Consider the following 17899-nt stretch of genomic DNA (forward strand, 5'->3'; position numbering starts at 1 on the left):
ACTCGAAAAAGGTTGCAGGCAGGCTGCCCGCCGAAAAATAGCCGGGAATTGTACCTGAAGGAAGGCTGGGGCGTCACGCTCACACGCAAGGCCCGGCAGCCGACAGTCAGCCAGATACAAAAAAGGAGCGGTGTGACCGCTCCTTTACCCTGTCTGGCTGATTATTCCGCCAGTTTGAAGGTGATGAACGTCGCGCGCCCCTGACGCAGCACCCGCATGGATACCGAACGATTCTTCGGCAGGCCCTTGGCAACTTCGGTGAACTGCTTGGCCGACGTAATGGCCTGGTTGTTCAAGTGAGTGATGACATCACCGGTCTGCAGGCCGATCAGCGAGGCAGGACCGTCCTGCACGTCCTTGATGACCACGCCGCCCTTGAGGTCCAGCGACTTCATCTGCTCGGCGGTGAGGTCAGTCACTGAAACGCCCAGACGATTGCTGTTGCGCTCGACACCGGCGTCGGCTGCGCCCATTTCCTCGCCTTCGGCAGGCAGCGCGCCCACGGTCACGGTCAATTTCTGACGCTTGCCGTCGCGGATCACTTCAAGTTCGGCCTTGCTGCCGTCTTTCAGGTTGCCGATCAGGTGCGGCAAGTCAGCGGACATGACGATGGGCGTGCCATTGGCGCTCAGGATCACGTCGCCAACCTGCAGTCCGCCCTTGGCTGCCGGACCGTCTTCGAGCACTTGAGCCACCAGCGCACCGGCTGGCTTGTCCAGACCGAACGACTCGGCCAGGTCCTTGTTCACTTCCTGGATCACGACGCCCAGCCAGCCACGGTTGACCTTGCCGTTGGCCTTGAGCTGATTGGCAACGTCCATGGCGACATCGATCGGGATGGCGAACGACAGGCCCATGAAGCCGCCGGAGCGGGTGAAGATCTGCGAGTTGATACCCACGACTTCGCCAGCCATGTTGAACAGCGGGCCACCGGAATTACCCGGGTTGATCGCGACGTCGGTCTGGATGAACGGCACATAGGTGTCGTTCGGCAGGCTGCGGCCCTTGGCGCTGACGATACCCTTGGTAACCGAGTGATCGAAGCCAAATGGCGAACCAATGGCCAATACCCACTCACCGACTTTCAGTTTGTCGGAGTTGCCCAGTTTGACGGTCGGCAGATCCTTGCCGTCGATCTTCAGAACCGCCACGTCGGTGCGTGGGTCGGTGCCGATCAGCTTGGCTTTCATTTCGCTGCGATCGGACAGGCGCACGAGGATCTCGTCGGCACCGTCGATCACGTGGTTGTTGGTGAGGATGAAGCCGTCAGCAGAGATGATGAAGCCCGAACCCAGGGATTGCGCTTCACGCTGGCGATCGCCTTTGCCCGCGCCGGGAGCACGCGACCCTGGCGGCATGCTGCGTTCGAGGAATTCGCGCAGCATCGGTGGCAGACCTTCGAGGTCCGGCATCTGCCCTTGCGCCACCGAACGATCCGGCAGTTTCTGCCGGGTACTGATATTCACGACCGCAGGCGAGGCCTGTTCAACGAGTGTCGTGAAGTCCGGCAGGGCCTCGGCCTGCGCAGTGAGGACCTGACCGAGCATCAGCACGGCGGCCATCCAGGACAGATAAGTTTTCAAGCGTGGTATCGACATACGGCTCCCGTTCACAACGAGCATGGTTAAGCGGTACGAACCCACAGGTTCGAGGAGCATCTACACAGCAAAAGACGCACTGCGCGGCTCTTGGCCAGTTTTACTCTCATTTAGCTTTCTGGAAGCTGAAACGACAAAGGCCAGAGCCGCGAAGCTGTGACCTATAGAAAAAAAAGGAAGTGTTTGCAACCTGCAAAGCTCACCAAACATTTCAGCGTCTCTTCCAAAGCCAGCAATCACAAGGCTAGCGGCTTGAAACGCCCAATATGAAACCTTTTTCATAGTGGGCATTCATAGGAATAGTCAGGTTACTTCTTGGTCGTCGCCGCAGGCGCGGCGTCATTGCGCATAGACAGCGCAATGCGTTCGGCCGTACCGATCGGAATTTCACCCACCACGGTGACCATCGCATCGCCTTTGGGCGTGGTCAAACGGCGTGACACCGCGACAGTCGGGCCCAGTTGCGTGCGAATATCAGTCACCGCAGCGCCACTGACAGGCTCGATGAACACCGAGAAACGCGCCAGGCCATCGTCGTACATCAGGCTGGTGACCAGCGACGTGGAATCCGGGTCTTTGCGCGCGGCCGCGCTGCTCAACTCGAAGCCCGGCGGTAGCCAGTCCGAACGCCAGGCAACCTGATGCTTTTGCTGCGCATCGGCCTTGACCTTGGCCACTTCCACGGGCTTGCAATCAGCGCTGGGTTGCAGTGCCTGATCGCTTGGTGGCTCGGCGGTATCGAACGCGGTGAATTGGAAACGCTCCAGCAGCTGACCCTTGTCGCTGAGCAGCAGCGACTTGAGCGGCAGACCGGTTTCGCTGTCCAGGTGTAACTCGATGCCATAGCGGTGCTGGTCGCGCGGCGTCAGTGTTACCACCGTTGCAGGACGCCCCGCTACACGAGAATTACCCCCTACCTTCATGTCGTACCACGCGGACAACTTCGCCGCGTCAAACGCATGAGCCGGAGAATCGGGGATATTCGACACGCCCGCCTCAAGAGTACCGCTGACGCATTTGGTCACCCCATTAACGCGCAGTACTTCCTGAGCGGATCCATCAAGCTGTAGAAGATGTTCACGAACCTTGCCGCCGTCGACGCGATGCCAGATCCGATGAGTAGAAAAACTTCCATTGCGTTCGTAGACGAAAGTGCCCTGGAAGCTTTGCTTCTGTTCTGCCTGCGCAAGACGCTTGAGCTGGTCTTGCGCATCATCGGCATGAACTGGAAGGACCAGCCATCCACCAAGCAGAAGCGGCACTAGAGGGATGGCGCGCATGATCCTCCTTAACGGTTTTCCAGGCTGGCGGCGCGTGCGTACGGCAGTGCGCTTTCAGTACCTTTCAAAGCAGCTTGCTGAGCATGTTGACGCAGGTAACCTGGCAGACGCTGATCGTGCCAGCCAGCCTGGTTCTGCAGTACACCACTGGCCATAGGGCCCGGCGCTTGCTCGCTTTCGGTGTAGCCGGCCAGTACCGCTGGGCCTTTTACCTGTGGCATTGCGATGTTGGCAGGCTGTGCCGATTGCTGCGCCAGTTGGGCACCAGCGATTTCGTCCTGGTTGTACAGGCGCACGCCTGCCAGAACAGCCACGGTGACGGAAGCAGCGACAGCCAGGCGACCCAGCGTACGCCAAGGACCGCGACCGGCCTTGAGTGGGCTGACTTCATCGGCGATCGCGGCGGAAACGGCTGCCGAGATATCCAGATGAGGCATCAACAGTTCTTTATGCATTGCCGCGCGGGCAATTTGATAACGCGACCATGTGGCACGTGTATCCGCATCGTCGATCGCGTTGAGCACTCGACGTAATTCCAATTCGTCCGCTTCGTTATCCATCACCGCGGACAGCGATTCCTGCAGGGCTTCACGACTCATGGCGGTTCCTCTCATTTGGCTGTCGCCGCTGTCTCAGGTTTCCTGCAACAAAGGCTGCAGGGCTTTATCAATGGCTTCCCGAGCGCGAAAGATGCGAGAGCGCACGGTACCAACCGGACACTGCATGACGCTCGCAATGTCCTCATAACTCAGACCGTCAAACTCACGCAAAGTTAGAGCTGTACGTAAATCTTCTGGCAGTAGCTGGATGGTCCGATGGACGGTGCCCTCGATCTCATCCCTTAACAATGCACGCTCCGGTGACTCGATGTCCTTGAGGCCATGATCGCCGTCGTAGAACTCCGCGTCTTCAGATCTGACATCGCTGTCCGGCGGCCGCCGACCTCGCGACACCAGATAGTTTTTCGCCGTGTTGATGGCGATACGGTACAGCCACGTATAAAACGCACTGTCGCCGCGGAAGTTCCCAAGTGCACGGTAAGCCTTGATAAAAGCCTCTTGCGCGACATCCTGGGCTTCATGGGTGTCGTGGACGAATCTCACGATCAACCCAAGAATCTTGTGCTGATATTTCACCACTAGCAGATCAAAGGCTCGCTTGTCGCCGCGTTGTACGCGTTCGACCAGTTGCTGATCCTCTTCCTGGGTTAGCATGAACACTCCTCATAGAGCTCAAAGGAGTGTTGCAGACGCTGCTTCACAGACTTGCAACCATAGACTCGGGCTTTTCGCAAAAGTTCTCCCCCCTTCAAGCAAGTTTCCGGCGAGCGTCGGTAGCCCGCACGAAAAACGCAGCTCGAACCAGGTCGGCTGCGTGAATAATCTTGTCGTCGAAAGCGCTTGCGCGGATGTAAGAGCCATCTCGCAGAGCGCCGACGCTGTCCCTTTATCGGCAACCCTCTATTGAACGTAGGGCTTTATGAAAAGTTCCCACATTTCAATTCAGAGCGTAAGACACCATCTATAGCGGTTGTAGGATCCAATTCAAGTGCATCCTTGAGATTGAATTCGCCCGCCAAACGGTATGCACGATGCCGCGCAGTAGCGCACAATCCGCCCCCGCTGCGATTCACAATTGCCATAAAATCCCAGCCATTGTGCCGTTCTCATCCTTTACATACTAGTGGCCATTTAGAAGCCGGAAACAAGAAATGAGTCGACTTTTCCATCACGACGTTTTGGTGATCGGCAGTGGTGCTGCGGGGCTGAGTCTGGCCCTGACACTGCCCGACCATTTGCGCATCGCCGTCTTGAGCAAGGGCAACCTGGCCAACGGCTCGACCTTCTGGGCCCAAGGCGGCGTGGCCGCCGTGCTGGACAACGCGGACACCGTTCAATCCCACGTCGATGACACGCTCAATGCCGGGGGCGGCTTATGTAATGAAGAGGCCGTGCGCTTCACCGTCGAGCACAGCCGCGAAGCGATTCAATGGCTGATCGACATGGGCGTGCCCTTCACCCGCGATGATCAGTCCGCCGTGGTGGACGGCGGGTTCGAATTTCACCTGACCCGCGAAGGCGGCCACAGCCATCGGCGCATCATTCATGCCGCCGACGCAACAGGCGCAGCGATATTCCGCACCCTGCTCGCCCAGGCGAAAGCGCGGCTAAACATCGAACTGCTGGAACAGCGCGTGGCCGTCGACCTGATCACCGAGCGCCGCCTGGGCCTGGCTGGCGATCGATGCCTGGGCGCGTACGTGCTGGATCGCTCGACCGGCGAGGTCGACACCCACAGCGCCCGTTTCACCATTCTCGCCTCCGGCGGCGCGGCCAAGGTGTATCTCTACACCAGCAACCCCGACGGCGCCTGCGGTGATGGCATCGCCATGGCCTGGCGTTCGGGCTGCCGGGTTGGCAATCTGGAATTCAACCAGTTCCACCCCACCTGCCTTTATCACCCGCAGGCCAAAAGTTTCCTGGTGACCGAGGCCCTGCGTGGCGAAGGCGCTTATTTGAAGCTGCCTAATGGTGAGCGCTTCATGCAGCGTTTCGACGAGCGTGCGGAGCTGGCCCCGCGCGACATCGTCGCCCGCGTCATCGACCACGAGATGAAGCGTCTGGGCGTCGATTGCGTTTATCTGGACATCAGTCACAAGCCGGAAGCATTCGTCAAAAGCCACTTCCCCACTGTTTATGAACGCTGCCTTGAGTTCGGCATCGACATCACTCGCCAACCGATTCCGGTCGTGCCGGCTGCGCATTACACCTGTGGCGGCGTGGTGGTCGATCAGCACGGGCGCACCGACGTGCCGGGCCTCTACGCCATCGGCGAAACCAGCTTTACCGGGCTGCACGGCGCCAACCGCATGGCCAGCAACTCACTGCTGGAGTGCTTCGTCTACGCGCGCTCGGCAGCGGCAGACATCATCGCGAAACTGCCTGATGTCGCTCAGCCAGCGGACCTGCCTTTCTGGGATGCGAGCCAGGTGACCGACTCGGACGAAGACGTGATCATCGCGCATAACTGGGACGAACTGCGGCGATTCATGTGGGATTACGTCGGCATCGTACGCACCAACAAGCGCTTGCAGCGTGCGCAACACCGGGTGCGCCTGCTACTGGATGAGATCGACGAGTTCTACAGCAACTACAAGGTCAGTCGCGACCTGATCGAGCTGCGCAACCTGGCCCAGGTCGCCGAATTGATGATCGCCTCGGCCATGGCGCGCAAGGAAAGCCGTGGGCTGCACTACACGCTGGACTACCCGGACATGCTGCCTGAGGCGGTTGATACTATTCTGGTGCCGCCCATCTACGGCGGCTGAATTTCAGGCGCAGGCGCAGGCGCCGGTGAAGATCCGCCGCCATCGCGTCGGCGGGGATGCACACGCTACGGGTCCAGAGGCGGTTTATCCGAGGTCCGCTCATGAGGCGAAACCTCAGCACCACCAGATGCGGCAGGGCCATGCTGTCCCGACGCAATTGCACGGCCTGCCAGCCATCGCGCTCATTCCACAGGGACCACCCGCCAGGATCACGACGCAAACCGCTGAAGGCCTGCCGATGACTGAGCTCAATGGATCGCGGCAGCGTGCGCACCCCATGAAGCAGGCACAGCAGAGCGCCGACTGACTGGGCCCAAACGGGAATTTCAAGCAGGAAGATCGAAATCAGCGCCAGCACCTGGGCACCGAGATACGCCGTCAGCAGGGCGCGGGAGCGCTGCCAACGGCATTCGAAGCGGTCATTTCGGCTGGACACGGTCCAGAATCATGCGAACCATGCGCTGCAGCTCGGGATCGTCCGATTCGCTGCGCTCCATGAACCAGCCGAACATGTCCTGATCCTCGCAGGTGAGCAGGCGGACATAGAGCGCGCGGTCGACTTCGTTGAGCGACGAATAGACTTCTTTGACAAACGGCACCAACAGCACGTCCAGCTCAAGCATGCCGCGTCGGCTGTGCCAGAACAGACGATTGAGTTCAATTTGTTCGACCATGAAACGCTCCTCGAATTTGCCGGCGAGTATACAGGGGCATCCTCGATGGGCGTACCCGCAGTTAGCCGCAGATTTTTACGCAGACCTATTATCGGAGCTCAGATATACCCAATAACCTAGCTGGGCACTATGATAGTGCCCCAGACTTCTACCCCTGCGATGACTCATGGCCGATTCAGCTTTTTTTTGCCCGCTTTCCCACGAAGGTGTGCTTGCCGTTCGCGGCGTGGACGCCAGCAAATTTCTTCAAGGCCAATTGACCTGCAACATGGATTACCTGAGCGAAGCGAAAGCCACGCTCGGTGCCCGCTGCACGCAAAAAGGCCGCATGCAGTCGAGCTTTCGCATCCTGCTGGAAGGCGATGGCGTCGTACTGGCCATGGCCCGCGAGCTGGTCGAGCCGCAATTGCTGGACCTGAAAAAATACGCCGTTTTCTCCAAATCCAGACTGACTGACGAAAGCGCTGCCTGGGTGCGCTTCGGCCTGAACGACGCCGATGCCGCGCTGGCGAGTTTGGGTCTGGATCTGGCTCAGGACACCGATGCCGTGGCCCGCGCCAACGATCTGGTCGCCATCCGCGTCTCCCCTGGCCGGGCCGAACTCTGGGCCCACGCCGATCAGGCTACCGACGTACAAGCGCGTCTGGCCGCGCAACTGCCCGAGGGTTCGCTGAATGACTGGTTGCTGGGGCAGATCCGCGCCGGTGTCGGTCAAGTATTTGCACAGACGCGCGAAGAATTCATCCCGCAGATGATCAACCTGCAGGCCGTAGGTGGCGTGAGTTTCAAGAAAGGCTGTTACACCGGGCAGGAAATCGTCGCGCGCATGCAGTATCTGGGCAAACTGAAGCGTCGGCAGTATCGCCTGTCGCTCGAAAGCCTTGACGCGCCAGAGCCGGGTGTTGAGCTGTTTTCCCCGGTACACAACAGCTCGGTCGGCAATGTGGTGGTCGCCGCGCGCACCGGCTCGCACGTCGAGCTGCTGGCCGTTTTACAGGCCGATGCCGTAGAAAATGGCAACATTCATCTGGGTGCGGTCGGTGGCCCGGCCCTGCAATTGGGCGAATTGCCTTACACGTTGGACGCCAAGCTTGAAACACAGCGTTGAGCCACAGTTATCCATCCCGGGCCTTTCCGCGGCGGGTGGTTGAGCGCAATGCACTTTCCAGAGATCCGATATGAGTAGCATGGCTGACAAGGTGCAGAAGGATCTGATCAAGGCGATCGATAAGGACGCCCTGTTTCTGCCGACGCTTCCTGAAGTGGCAATGAAAATCCGTCTGGCGGCGGAAGACTCGGAAATCAGCATCGCCAACCTGTCCAAGGTGATCGGCAGTGATACCGCGTTGTCCGCGCGCCTGATCAAAGTGGTGAACAGCCCGCTGCTGCGGCCGAACTTCGAGGTCAGCGACGTGCTGACCGCCGTGCGTCGCCTGGGCGTGAATTACAGCTGCAACCTGGCGATCGGCTTGGTGGTGGAACAGATGTTTCACGCCAAATCCGAGGTCATCGAAGCCAAGATGCGCGACATCTGGAAGCTGAGCCTGCAAGTGGCCGGGGTCAGTAGCCTGCTGAGCCTGCGACGCGGACACCTGAAAGCCGACAAGGCCACCCTCGCCGGCCTGATCCACCTGATCGGCGTGCTGCCGATCCTCACCTACGCCGAAGACAATTTCGAGCTGCTGGCCGACGCCGTGAGTCTCAATCACGTCATCGAACGCATCCACCCGATCATCGGCGAACGCTTGCTGCGTTCATGGGATTTCCCCGAAGCGCTGGCGATCGTCCCCCGGCAGTTCCAAAATTTTAGCCGGGTGTCCGACCAGGCTGATTACGTGGACCTGGTGCAGGTGGCAAGCGTTCATGTGCACGAGGCCAGCGGCAGACCCTATGCGAATCTGGATGTGATGGGCATTCCGGCCGTCAAACAGCTGGGGCTGAACATGGCCGATGGCGAGCTGATCGGCCAGATGAATGAGGCGATGACGCTGCTGTATTGAACCGCCATTTCACTATCTGCGGCGTACCCCATCTGTAGGAGTGAGCTTGCTCACGAGGACGATGTTTCAGCCACGGATGTGCGGTGCCTGTTATTGACACTTCGTGAGCAAGCTCACTTTCACAGGTATTGGGTGAAAGGCCACCTGCTGCATCTATCAGAGGCCGGTACCGAGAAGCCAGAGCATTCAGAGCTCGGGCGGCGGGAACGTCACGCGCACCTTCAACCCCTGCTCCACCCCATCGTGCAGCGTGATACGCGCCAGATGCGCACGGCAGATTTCGCCAACGATCGCCAACCCCAACCCTGATCCCGAACTCTGCTGATTGCGCCGATAGAAGCGTTCGAATACGCGATCGCGTTCATGCAGCGGAATGCCCGGGCCATCGTCTTCGACTTCCAGCACGCACGGAAAATGCACCCGCAGCACCACGTTGCCGCCAGATGGTGTGTGGGCCAGGGCGTTGTCGACGAGGTTACTGAGCAGCTCGTTGAGCAACGTCGGTTCGCCTTTCATCCACACCGGCTCATCGGCCTCCAGCGCCAGCGCAACGCCTCGCTTATGGGCGAGCGGCGCCATGGCCATGCCCAGTTCACGCGCCAATTGGCTGAGATCGAGCAACTGCGCGCCCCCCTCGGCAATGGCTCTGGCGCCGTTTTCGATGCGGGCCAGCGAGAGCAGTTGATTGGCCAGATGGGTCAGTTTGTCGGTGCCCACTGCCGCGCTTTCCAGTGTATTGCGCCAGGCAGCAGGGTCCTGATCGCGCAGGCCCAATTCGACCCGCGCCTTGAGCGCAGCCAATGGCGTGCGCAACTCATGGGCAGCATCGGCGATGAACTGCGCCTGACGTTCGAACTGCATGCGCAGCCGCTCGGTGAAGTGGTTGAGCGAACTCACCAGCGGGCGTAATTCGTGCTGCACTTGCACCAGAGGCAGCGAGCGCAGGTCGTCGGGCTGGCGCTCTTCCACGGCCGTACGCAAGCGATCCAGCGGACGCAACGCCGCGCTGACCGTGAACCACACCAGCAACAGCGCACCGCTGCCGAGCATGCCCAGCCGCAGCAAGGTGTCGGCCATCAAGCCCCGCGCCATGCTCACCCGTTGCTCTTCGGTTTCGGCCACACGAATTTCCGCCATGCCGTTCATGTTCGGCTCGCTGACGGCCTTGAGCAGGCTGACCACGCGTACGTCCTGCCCCTGATAACGCGCGCTGTAGAATTTGGCCAAGGCCGGGTAATCGTCGGTGCGCGGGGTGCCGGGGGGCGGCGCAGGCAGGTTTTCGTAACCGGAGATGAGCTTCTGGTTGATGTCGTTGACTTGGTAGTAAATGCGCCCGGCGCTGTCGTAAGCGAATGTGTCGAGGGCCACGTAAGGCACATCGGCGCTCAGGGTGCCATCGCGCTCGGACAAGCCCGCCGCGATGGTCCGCGCCGAAGCCAGCAAGGTGCGGTCATACGCCGTGTCAGCGGCTTCGCGGCCGTTCCAGTAAGCGCTCATGCCGCTGGCGATCATCAGCACCACCAGCAGCAACCCCAGGTTCCATAGCAGGCGCCAGCGCAGGCTGTTTTCCGCTGAGGGGAACGGGTTAAGCATCGCGGCTTTCCAGCAGATAACCCAGGCCACGGAAGGTAACAATGGCGACCGGGTGGCCGTCAAGTTTCTTGCGCAGGCGATGCACGTAGATCTCGATGGCGTCGGCGCTGGCCTCCTCGTCCAGACCGAACACTTGCGAGGCCAGTTGCTCCTTGCTCATGACACGGCCGGGGCGGGCGATCAGCGCTTCGAGCACCGATTGTTCTCGCGAAGTGAGGGTCATCGCCTCGGCACCCAGCGTGAAGCGGCGCGTATCCAGATCGTAGACCAGCACCCCGCACCGCTGCTGACGCTCGCCGCCGAGCACGCTGCGGCGCAGCAGCGCCTTGACCCGCGCCTCCAGCTCGGACAACTCGAACGGCTTGGCCAGGTAATCGTCAGCGCCCAGATTGAGCCCGTGCACCCGATCCTTCACGTCGCTGCGGGCCGTAAGCATCAGCACCGGGGTGTTCTTGCCCCGCGCACGCAGTTTGGCCAGCACCTCGAAACCGTCCATGCGCGGCAGGCCGACATCGAGGATCGCCACGGCGTACTCCTCGCTGCTCAGGGCCAGATCGGCCGCCACACCGTCGTGAAGAACGTCCACGGTCAGGCCGCTGTGCTTGAGCGCCAGCGCGACGCTTTCAGCCAGTTGCAGGTGGTCTTCGACGAGCAGAACACGCATCGGTTTCTCCTGATTGAGACGTAGGGTGAGGCGGCGTTTGGTGGGGGCGGAGTTTACAGGCGCGACGCCGTCTGTGAAGCGCCGAAACACTTCAAAAACGACCGATCACCCGCAAAGGCCTGCCAACGCCAGCTTCATGAAAGGTAGTTGAAAGGTTGATGAAAGCTTCGCTGATTAGGATCCGGTCACGACTCGTTACGATTGCGGCCCGTGTGCCTTCGTGACGCTCAGGGTCGTGACGAAAAACGCCTCGATGCGTTATCAACAATAAAAACAATATCGGAGTCATCGGTGATGCCATCACTGCAATCCCCGGCCACAGGGCCGTCTGAATCCCATTGTGTTTTGAGTACACTTCGCCGCGTTGCAGCGCAGTGCATCGTCACGTCCCCGTTTTTGATCTCTGCAGGCTTTTCACGCTGCCGAACAACTGCCTGATCGATAACCGAACGCACCCAAAAACAACAACTCCGTCGGAGACTGACCATGAACCTATCGTTGCGCCAAATCAGCGTCGCCGCCAGCTGCCTGCTGGTCACCACCCAACTGTGGGCTGCCGAGCCCAATCGTCCCGAATGCATCGCGCCGGCCTCGCCGGGCGGCGGTTTCGACCTGACCTGCAAACTGGCACAGAGCGCGCTGGTCAACGAGAAGATTCTGACCAAACCGATGCGCGTGACCTACATGCCTGGCGGCGTAGGCGCGGTGGCGTACAACGCGGTCGTGGCTCAGCGCCCGGCCGACGCGGGCACGCTGGTGGCGTGGTCCAGCGGCTCGCTGCTGAACCTGGCGCAGGGCAAATTCGGGCGCTTCGACGAAAACGCCGTGCGCTGGCTCGCAGCCGTTGGCACCAGCTATGGCGCCATCGCAGTGAAGTCCGACTCGCCTTACAAGAACCTCGACGATTTGGTCAAAGCCCTGAAAGCCGACCCGAGCAAAGTGGTGATCGGCTCCGGCGGCACCGTCGGCAGCCAGGACTGGATGCAGACCGCGCTGATCGCCAAGGCCGCCGGCATCAACCCACGTGACCTGCGCTACGTAGCCCTGGAAGGCGGCGGCGAAATCGCCACGGCCTTGCTCGGCGGCCACATTCAGGTCGGCTCCACCGACATCTCCGACTCCATGCCGCACATCCTCAGCGGCGACATGCGCCTGCTGGCCGTGTTCTCCGAGCAGCGCCTGGACGAGCCGGAAATGAAGAACATCCCCACCGCCAAGGAGCAAGGCTACGACATCGTCTGGCCGGTGGTACGCGGCTTCTACCTGGGGCCAAAAGTGACCGACGAGGAATACAACTGGTGGAAAGCCTCGTTCGACAAACTGCTGGCCTCCGAAGACTTCGCCAAGCTGCGTGATCAACGCGAGCTGTTCCCCTTCGCCATGACCGGCCCGGAGCTGGACACCTACGTGAAGAAGCAGGTCGCCGACTACAAGATGCTGGCCAAGGAATTCGGCCTGATTCAGTGATTGAACCCTCTCAACCGGTTCTCGATTGATCGACTAGGTGTAGCGCCTCTGAAACAGGCGCTGCCCAGGAGCTTCCCATGGTCTTGCAACGACTTTTCGCCTTGGTGCTGCTGTTGGCCTGTATCGGCCTTGCGCTGATGGCATGGCCTTATCAGGCGCCGTTTTCCTACGAACCCGTCGGCCCGCGCGCGTTTCCGCTGCTGATGCTGGGGCTGATGGGCCTTTCGCTGTTGTACATGCTGTTTCGCCCGACCCCGATCAAACACTCCGAAGACGAGCCGCCGCTGGATCGCCCGACGCTGATCAAGATCGCTATCTGCACCGCGCTGTTGCTGGTGTTCGCCGGTCTGTTCGAGCCGTTGGGCTTCGTGCTCAGCAGCATCCTGATCGGCATCCCCATGGCCCGCCTGTATGGCGGTCGCTGGCTGCCGAGCATCGTCATCACCACGCTGATGAGCATCCTGCTGTACGTGCTCTTCGACAAAGTGATGGATGTGCCTCTGCCCCTCGGCCTGCTCGACGTTCTGGAGAACTGATATGGACACTCTCGGTTACTTAGGCCAAGGCTTTGGCGTCGCACTCACCCCGTACAACCTGGTCACTGCCCTTTCCGGCACCTTGATCGGCACCATCGTCGGCCTGCTGCCCGGCTTGGGCCCGATCAATGGCGTGGCGCTGTTGATTCCCATCGCCTTTGCCCTCGGCCTGCCACCTGAGTCAGCTCTGATCCTCTTGGCAGCGGTGTACCTGGGCTGCGAGTACGGCGGGCGTATCAGCTCGATCCTGCTCAACATTCCTGGCGAAGCATCCACCGTCATGACCGCGCTGGACGGTTACCCGATGGCCCGTCAAGGCATGGCGGGCGTGGCCTTGTCGCTGTCGGCATGGAGTTCGTTCATCGGCGCGTTCATCGCCACCTGCGGCATGGTGATGTTCGCCCCGCTGCTGGCCAAGTGGGCGATTGCCTTTGGGCCCGCGGAATATTTCGTGCTGATGGTTTTCGCCATCGTCTGCCTCGGCGGCATGGCCGGTGATCGACCGCTGAAGACCTTTGTCGCGGCGCTGATCGGTCTGTTCCTGTCGAGCATCGGCATCGACGCCAACAGCGGTGTGTACCGTTTTACCGGCGACAACATCCACCTGGCGGACGGCATTCAGTTCGTCGTGCTGGTGCTGGGCCTGTTCTCGATCAGCGAAATCCTGCTCTTGCTGGAGAAAACCCATCGCGGCCAGGAAGCGGTAAAAGCCACCGGGCGCATGATGTTCAACTTCAAGGAAGCGGCGTCGGTGTTCGCGGTCAACATCCGCTGCGGCCTGATGGGCTTCATCATGGGCGTTTTGCCGGGAGCCGGTGCCACCCTGGCCAGCGCCGTGACCTACATGACCGAGAAACGTATCGCAGGCGCGAGCGGAAAATTCGGACAAGGTGACATGCGCGGTCTGGCCGCTCCTGAAACCGCTATCGGCGCAACCGCCTGTGGCGCGCTGGTGCCGATGCTCACCTTGGGCGTACCGGGTTCGGGCACCACGGCGGTGATGATCGGCGCGCTGTCGCTGTACAACATCACCCCGGGCCCCCTGCTGTTCCAACAGCAACCGGACATCGTCTGGGGCCTGATCGCGTCGTTGTTCATCGCCAACATCATGCTGGTAATCCTCAACATCCCGATGATCCGCATCTTCACCCGCATTCTCGCCGTGCCGAACTGGGCGCTGGTGCCGGTGATCGCGATCATCACCGGGATCGGCGTCTACGCGGTTCACGCCACCACGTTCGACCTGTTCCTGATGGTCGGCATCGGCATCTTCGGTTACATCCTGCGCAAGCTGGACTTCCCGCTGTCGCCGATCCTGCTGGGTTTTATCCTCGGCGGTTTGATGGAACAAAACCTGCGTCGCGCGCTGTCGATCTCCAACGGCTCGCTGGATATCCTCTGGTCCAGCCCGATCACCCTCGGCGTCTGGGTGGTGACCGTGTTCATGCTGGTGCTGCCGCTGATACGCATCTGGCGCAAGCGCAGCGTTCAGCGTCGCGCACTGGCCGATGTCTGACCGGCCCTTCAAGACGTGGTGGGGAACGCCGCTGGTCGGCCTGCTGGGGGGATACCTCGCCAGTCAGGTCGGCTGGCCCCTTCCCTGGATGGTCGGCTCGCTTCTGGCGATCATCCTGGTCCGCTGCCTCACCCCGTGGCAGCTGGCTGAAATCCCCGGCGGCCGCAAATGCGGCCAATGGGTGGTCGGCATCGGCATCGGCCTGCACTTCACCCCGGTGGTCATCGAACAAGTTCTCTCGCATTTCGGCCTGATCTTCATCGGCGCACTGGTGACCAGCGTTTCCAGCGTAGTCGGCGTGTGGCTGATGCTGCGCACCGGTGAAGACCGCGCCACGGCGTTCTTCTCCAGCATGCCCGGCGGCTCGGGAGAGATGGTCAACCTCGGCGCGCGCAATGGCGCAATCCTCGCCAATGTTGCGGCGGGTCAGAGTCTGCGGGTGCTGGCGGTGGTGCTGTGCGTGCCGGCGATCTTCAAATACCTGATGGGCAACGGCGGCCCGCCCACTCACGCAACGGTGGTGGACTGGACGTGGCTGGCGGTGTTGTTTCCGTTGGGCGCGCTGGTTGCCTGGGGCTGGCAGCGCTTGAAACAGCCCAACCCGTGGCTGTTCGGGCCGTTGCTGGTGAGCGCGATCGTCAGTGTCAGTTTCGATCTGCACATCGGCTTGCCCAATGGCGGCAGCCAGCTCGGCCAATGGCTGATTGGCAGTGGTCTGGGTTGCCACTTCAACCGCGCGTTTTTCCGCCGCGCCCCTTCCTTCATAGGGCGCACGCTGATGGGTACGGCGTTGACCATGAGCATCGCGGCGCTGTGTGCCTGGGCACTGAGCGCAGCGACGCACTTGGACTTGCGTTCGCTGACCCTGGGCATGATGCCCGGCGGGATCGCGGAAATGAGCCTGACGGCCGAAGTGTTGCAGCTGTCGGTGCCGCTGGTGACCGCGATGCAAGTGATGCGGTTGTTGTTCGTGCTGTTTCTGGCGGAGCCGTTGTTCAGGTATTGGAACAAACAGCCAGCCTGACACGGGATGGCCTCTCCATGGTCATGCACGAGGCTGGATCACTGCATAACCTGTGGGAGCTTCCGGAGGTTACGACGGTGGCGAAAGCGGTGGGTCAGACAATCCATCTGCGCCCGACCTACCGCTATCGCTGCCGTCGTAACCTCCGACGTCTCCTACAAGCTCGGCGCCGCCGCAGTGGATCAAACCACCGCCGGCAACCGCCACTCAATCGGTGCCAAACCATTCTGCTGCAGATACTTGTTGGCCATGCCGAAATGCCCACACCCGATGAAGCCTTTATAGGCCGACAAGGGTGAAGGGTGAACGGCGGTCAGGATCAGGTGTTTGGACGCATCGATCAGCTTTTTCTTGCTCTGGGCGTGGGAGCCCCACAGCAGGAACACCAGATGCGGCTGGTGGGCGCTGACGGTTTCGATGATCTTGTCGGTGAAATGCTGCCAGCCTTTGCCCGCGTGGGAAGCAGCGTTGGCGCGTTCGACGGTCAGGGTGGTGTTGAGCATCAGCACGCCCTGATCGGCCCACGACTGCAGGTAGCCGTGATTGGGGATGTCGATGTTGAGGTCGCGCTTGAGCTCTTTATAGATGTTGACCAGCGACGGCGGCGCAGGCACACCCGGTTGCACCGAGAAGCACAGGCCATGGGCCTGTTTCGGCCCGTGATACGGGTCTTGCCCAAGGATGACCACCTTGACGTTGTCCAGTGGCGTCGAATTCAAGGCATTGAAGATCAGCGGCCCTGGTGGGTAGATCTCTTTACCGGCGGCGTGCTCCTGGCGCAGGAATTCACGCAGTTGGCCCATGTAGGGCTTTTCAAACTCCTCGCGAAGGGCCTGCTTCCAGCTGGGCTCAAGTTTGATGCGATCATCGTCAGTCATGGTCATATCCGCAAAATCAATGCGCGGACTTTAGGGGCTGTGGCCAAATATTTCCAGCGCAGCGCAGCCCGGCTTTCCTACACTCTTGAGCATCGCTTGCGTGCAACTTCCCGGCATCCGGGGGACTCACAACCCTGAAGATGCCCCGTCCCACGAACACGAGGTCACGATGAATCTGCAATTCGAAGAGCTCACCGGAACCGACGGCGCCCGCTTGGGCATCGCCACGCTGGATGCGGAAAAATCCCTGAACGCACTGTCCCTGCCCATGATTCTGGCCCTTCAGGATCGCCTTGATGCCTGGGCCAGCAACCCACAGATCGTGTGCGTGCTGTTACGCGGCAATGGCCAGAAGGCGTTTTGCGCAGGCGGTGACGTGCGCGCGCTGGTAGAAGCGGCTCGCGGCAAACCCGGAAAGGTCCCACCCCTGGCCGAGCAATTTTTTGCAGCGGAATATCGCCTGGACTACAAGCTGCACACCTACCCCAAGCCGCTGATCTGCTGGGGCCACGGCTATGTGCTCGGCGGCGGCATGGGGCTGCTGCAAGGCGCGAGCATTCGCGTGGTCACACCGAGTAGCCGCTTGGCGATGCCCGAGATCAACATCGGGTTGTACCCGGATGTCGGCGCCAGCTGGTTTCTGTCGCGATTGCCGGGCAAGTTGGGGTTGTTCCTGGGGCTCACCGGCTCGCACATCAACGGGCGCGATGCGTTGGATCTGGACCTGGCCGATCGCTTTCTGCTCGATGACCAACAGGAAGAAATGATCGACCGCCTGCTGCAACTCAATTGGCAGGAACAAACCGGTGTGCAACTCAACAGCCTGTTCAAGGCGCTGCAGCAGGAAGCACTTGGGCAACTGCCTGCGGCACAATGGTTGCCCCGTCGCCAGCAGATCGACGAACTGCTGGATGTCGCCGACGCACCCTGCGCGTGGAATGCCCTCAAGCATCAGTTACACGCCCAGGATGCGCTGCTGGCCAAGGCGGCCAGGACGCTGATCGAGGGCTGCCCGATGACGGCCCTGCTGGTATGGGAACAGATCCAGCGGGCGCGGCACATGTCCCTGGCCGAGGTGTTTCAGATGGAGTACTGCATGAGCCTCAATTGCTGCCGTCATCCCGAGTTTGGTGAAGGCGTTCGGGCACGGTTTATCGACAAGGATCACACGCCCCACTGGCATTGGCAGGACATCGCGAAGGTCCCGTTGGCAGTGGTCGACGCACATTTCGAAAAGGCGTGGGAGGGGCGGCATCCCTTGGCGGACTTGTCGGGGTATTAGGCCGGGCCAGCGACTGCGGGCTTGCCCTTGCGCTTCCTGTGGGAGCGAATTCATTCGCG

Annotated in this window: 17 protein-coding genes; 8 read left to right on the forward strand and 9 right to left on the reverse strand. The window is 60.8% G+C overall.

Annotated elements, in window-relative coordinates; all coding sequences use genetic code 11:
• Positions 1-161 precede the first annotated feature (161 nt).
• From AC07V9_RS01705 to rpoE, 4 genes are all read right to left on the reverse strand, one after another.
• Complete coding sequence (locus tag AC07V9_RS01705) at positions 162-1562, reverse strand: DegQ family serine endoprotease (RefSeq protein WP_495014124.1); 1401 nt, start codon at positions 1560-1562, stop codon at positions 162-164.
• Positions 1563-1906: 344 nt separating this feature from the next.
• Positions 1907-2878, reverse strand: a complete 972-nt coding sequence (locus tag AC07V9_RS01710) for a MucB/RseB C-terminal domain-containing protein (RefSeq protein WP_495013960.1) — start codon at positions 2876-2878, stop codon at positions 1907-1909.
• 8 nt (positions 2879-2886) lie between these two features.
• The gene (locus AC07V9_RS01715) at positions 2887-3477 is read right to left on the reverse strand and encodes an anti sigma-E factor RseA C-terminal domain-containing protein (protein WP_495013961.1); all 591 of its coding nucleotides are present in this window, start codon (positions 3475-3477) and stop codon (positions 2887-2889) included.
• A 33-nt stretch (positions 3478-3510) separates the two neighbouring features.
• Positions 3511-4092 (reverse strand): RNA polymerase sigma factor RpoE/AlgU, encoded by a 582-nt coding sequence (gene rpoE, locus AC07V9_RS01720; protein ID WP_037014368.1) that lies wholly within the window; start codon positions 4090-4092, stop codon positions 3511-3513.
• Between the two features lie 497 nt (positions 4093-4589).
• Here rpoE and nadB point away from each other — a divergent pair, with 497 nt between their 5' ends.
• Positions 4590-6206, forward strand: a complete 1617-nt coding sequence (gene nadB, locus AC07V9_RS01725) for an L-aspartate oxidase (RefSeq protein ID WP_495013962.1) — start codon at positions 4590-4592, stop codon at positions 6204-6206.
• Here nadB and AC07V9_RS01730 read toward each other — a convergent pair.
• Together AC07V9_RS01730 and AC07V9_RS01735 are read right to left on the reverse strand one after the other, a co-directional pair.
• The gene (locus tag AC07V9_RS01730; RefSeq protein WP_495013963.1) at positions 6175-6642 is read right to left on the reverse strand and encodes a protein YgfX; all 468 of its coding nucleotides are present in this window, start codon (positions 6640-6642) and stop codon (positions 6175-6177) included. The genes nadB and AC07V9_RS01730 overlap by 32 nt on opposite strands.
• A complete protein-coding gene (locus tag AC07V9_RS01735; protein ID WP_495013964.1) occupies positions 6626-6880 on the reverse strand; it encodes an FAD assembly factor SdhE in 255 nt (84 codons plus the stop codon). The genes AC07V9_RS01730 and AC07V9_RS01735 overlap by 17 nt, the downstream gene beginning before the upstream one ends.
• A gap of 166 nt (positions 6881-7046) precedes the next feature.
• Between AC07V9_RS01735 and ygfZ the strand changes: the two genes are divergently transcribed.
• Together ygfZ and AC07V9_RS01745 are read left to right on the forward strand one after the other, a co-directional pair.
• Positions 7047-7988: a CAF17-like 4Fe-4S cluster assembly/insertion protein YgfZ gene (gene ygfZ / locus AC07V9_RS01740; protein ID WP_495013965.1), complete on the forward strand. Its 942-nt coding sequence runs from the start codon at positions 7047-7049 to the stop codon at positions 7986-7988.
• A 70-nt stretch (positions 7989-8058) separates the two neighbouring features.
• On the forward strand, positions 8059-8880 hold the full coding sequence (locus AC07V9_RS01745) for an HDOD domain-containing protein (RefSeq protein ID WP_495013966.1): 822 nt from the start codon (positions 8059-8061) through the stop codon (positions 8878-8880).
• 186 nt (positions 8881-9066) lie between these two features.
• On the opposite strand, the gene AC07V9_RS01750 is transcribed toward AC07V9_RS01745, so the two are convergent.
• Complete coding sequence (locus AC07V9_RS01750) at positions 9067-10473, reverse strand: sensor histidine kinase (protein ID WP_495013967.1); 1407 nt, start codon at positions 10471-10473, stop codon at positions 9067-9069.
• Complete coding sequence (locus AC07V9_RS01755; protein WP_495013968.1) at positions 10466-11137, reverse strand: response regulator; 672 nt, start codon at positions 11135-11137, stop codon at positions 10466-10468. Before AC07V9_RS01755 ends, AC07V9_RS01750 begins: the two co-directional genes overlap by 8 nt.
• A 480-nt stretch (positions 11138-11617) precedes the next feature.
• Between AC07V9_RS01755 and AC07V9_RS01760 the strand changes: the two genes are divergently transcribed.
• The 4 genes from AC07V9_RS01760 to AC07V9_RS01775 all read left to right on the forward strand — a co-directional run bounded on the left by AC07V9_RS01760 (position 11618) and on the right by AC07V9_RS01775 (position 15680).
• Positions 11618-12604 (forward strand): Bug family tripartite tricarboxylate transporter substrate binding protein, encoded by a 987-nt coding sequence (locus tag AC07V9_RS01760; RefSeq protein WP_495014125.1) that lies wholly within the window; start codon positions 11618-11620, stop codon positions 12602-12604.
• Between the two features lie 77 nt (positions 12605-12681).
• Positions 12682-13140, forward strand: coding sequence for a tripartite tricarboxylate transporter TctB family protein (locus AC07V9_RS01765; RefSeq protein WP_495013969.1), 459 nt, complete (start codon positions 12682-12684; stop codon positions 13138-13140).
• A gap of 1 nt (position 13141) precedes the next feature.
• A complete protein-coding gene (locus AC07V9_RS01770; protein WP_495013970.1) occupies positions 13142-14656 on the forward strand; it encodes a tripartite tricarboxylate transporter permease in 1515 nt (504 codons plus the stop codon).
• Positions 14649-15680 (forward strand): AbrB family transcriptional regulator, encoded by a 1032-nt coding sequence (locus AC07V9_RS01775; protein ID WP_495013971.1) that lies wholly within the window; start codon positions 14649-14651, stop codon positions 15678-15680. The genes AC07V9_RS01770 and AC07V9_RS01775 overlap by 8 nt, the downstream gene beginning before the upstream one ends.
• 182 nt (positions 15681-15862) lie before the next feature.
• Here AC07V9_RS01775 and ung read toward each other — a convergent pair whose 3' ends face one another.
• Positions 15863-16558, reverse strand: coding sequence for a uracil-DNA glycosylase (ung, locus tag AC07V9_RS01780; protein WP_495013972.1), 696 nt, complete (start codon positions 16556-16558; stop codon positions 15863-15865).
• Between the two features lie 169 nt (positions 16559-16727).
• Between ung and dspII the strand changes: the two genes are divergently transcribed.
• Complete coding sequence (gene dspII, locus AC07V9_RS01785; protein ID WP_495013973.1) at positions 16728-17840, forward strand: enoyl-CoA hydratase/isomerase DspII; 1113 nt, start codon at positions 16728-16730, stop codon at positions 17838-17840.
• Positions 17841-17899: the final 59 nt, after the last annotated feature.

The organism is Pseudomonas sp. GW821-FHT02A11, assembly GCF_059421985.1.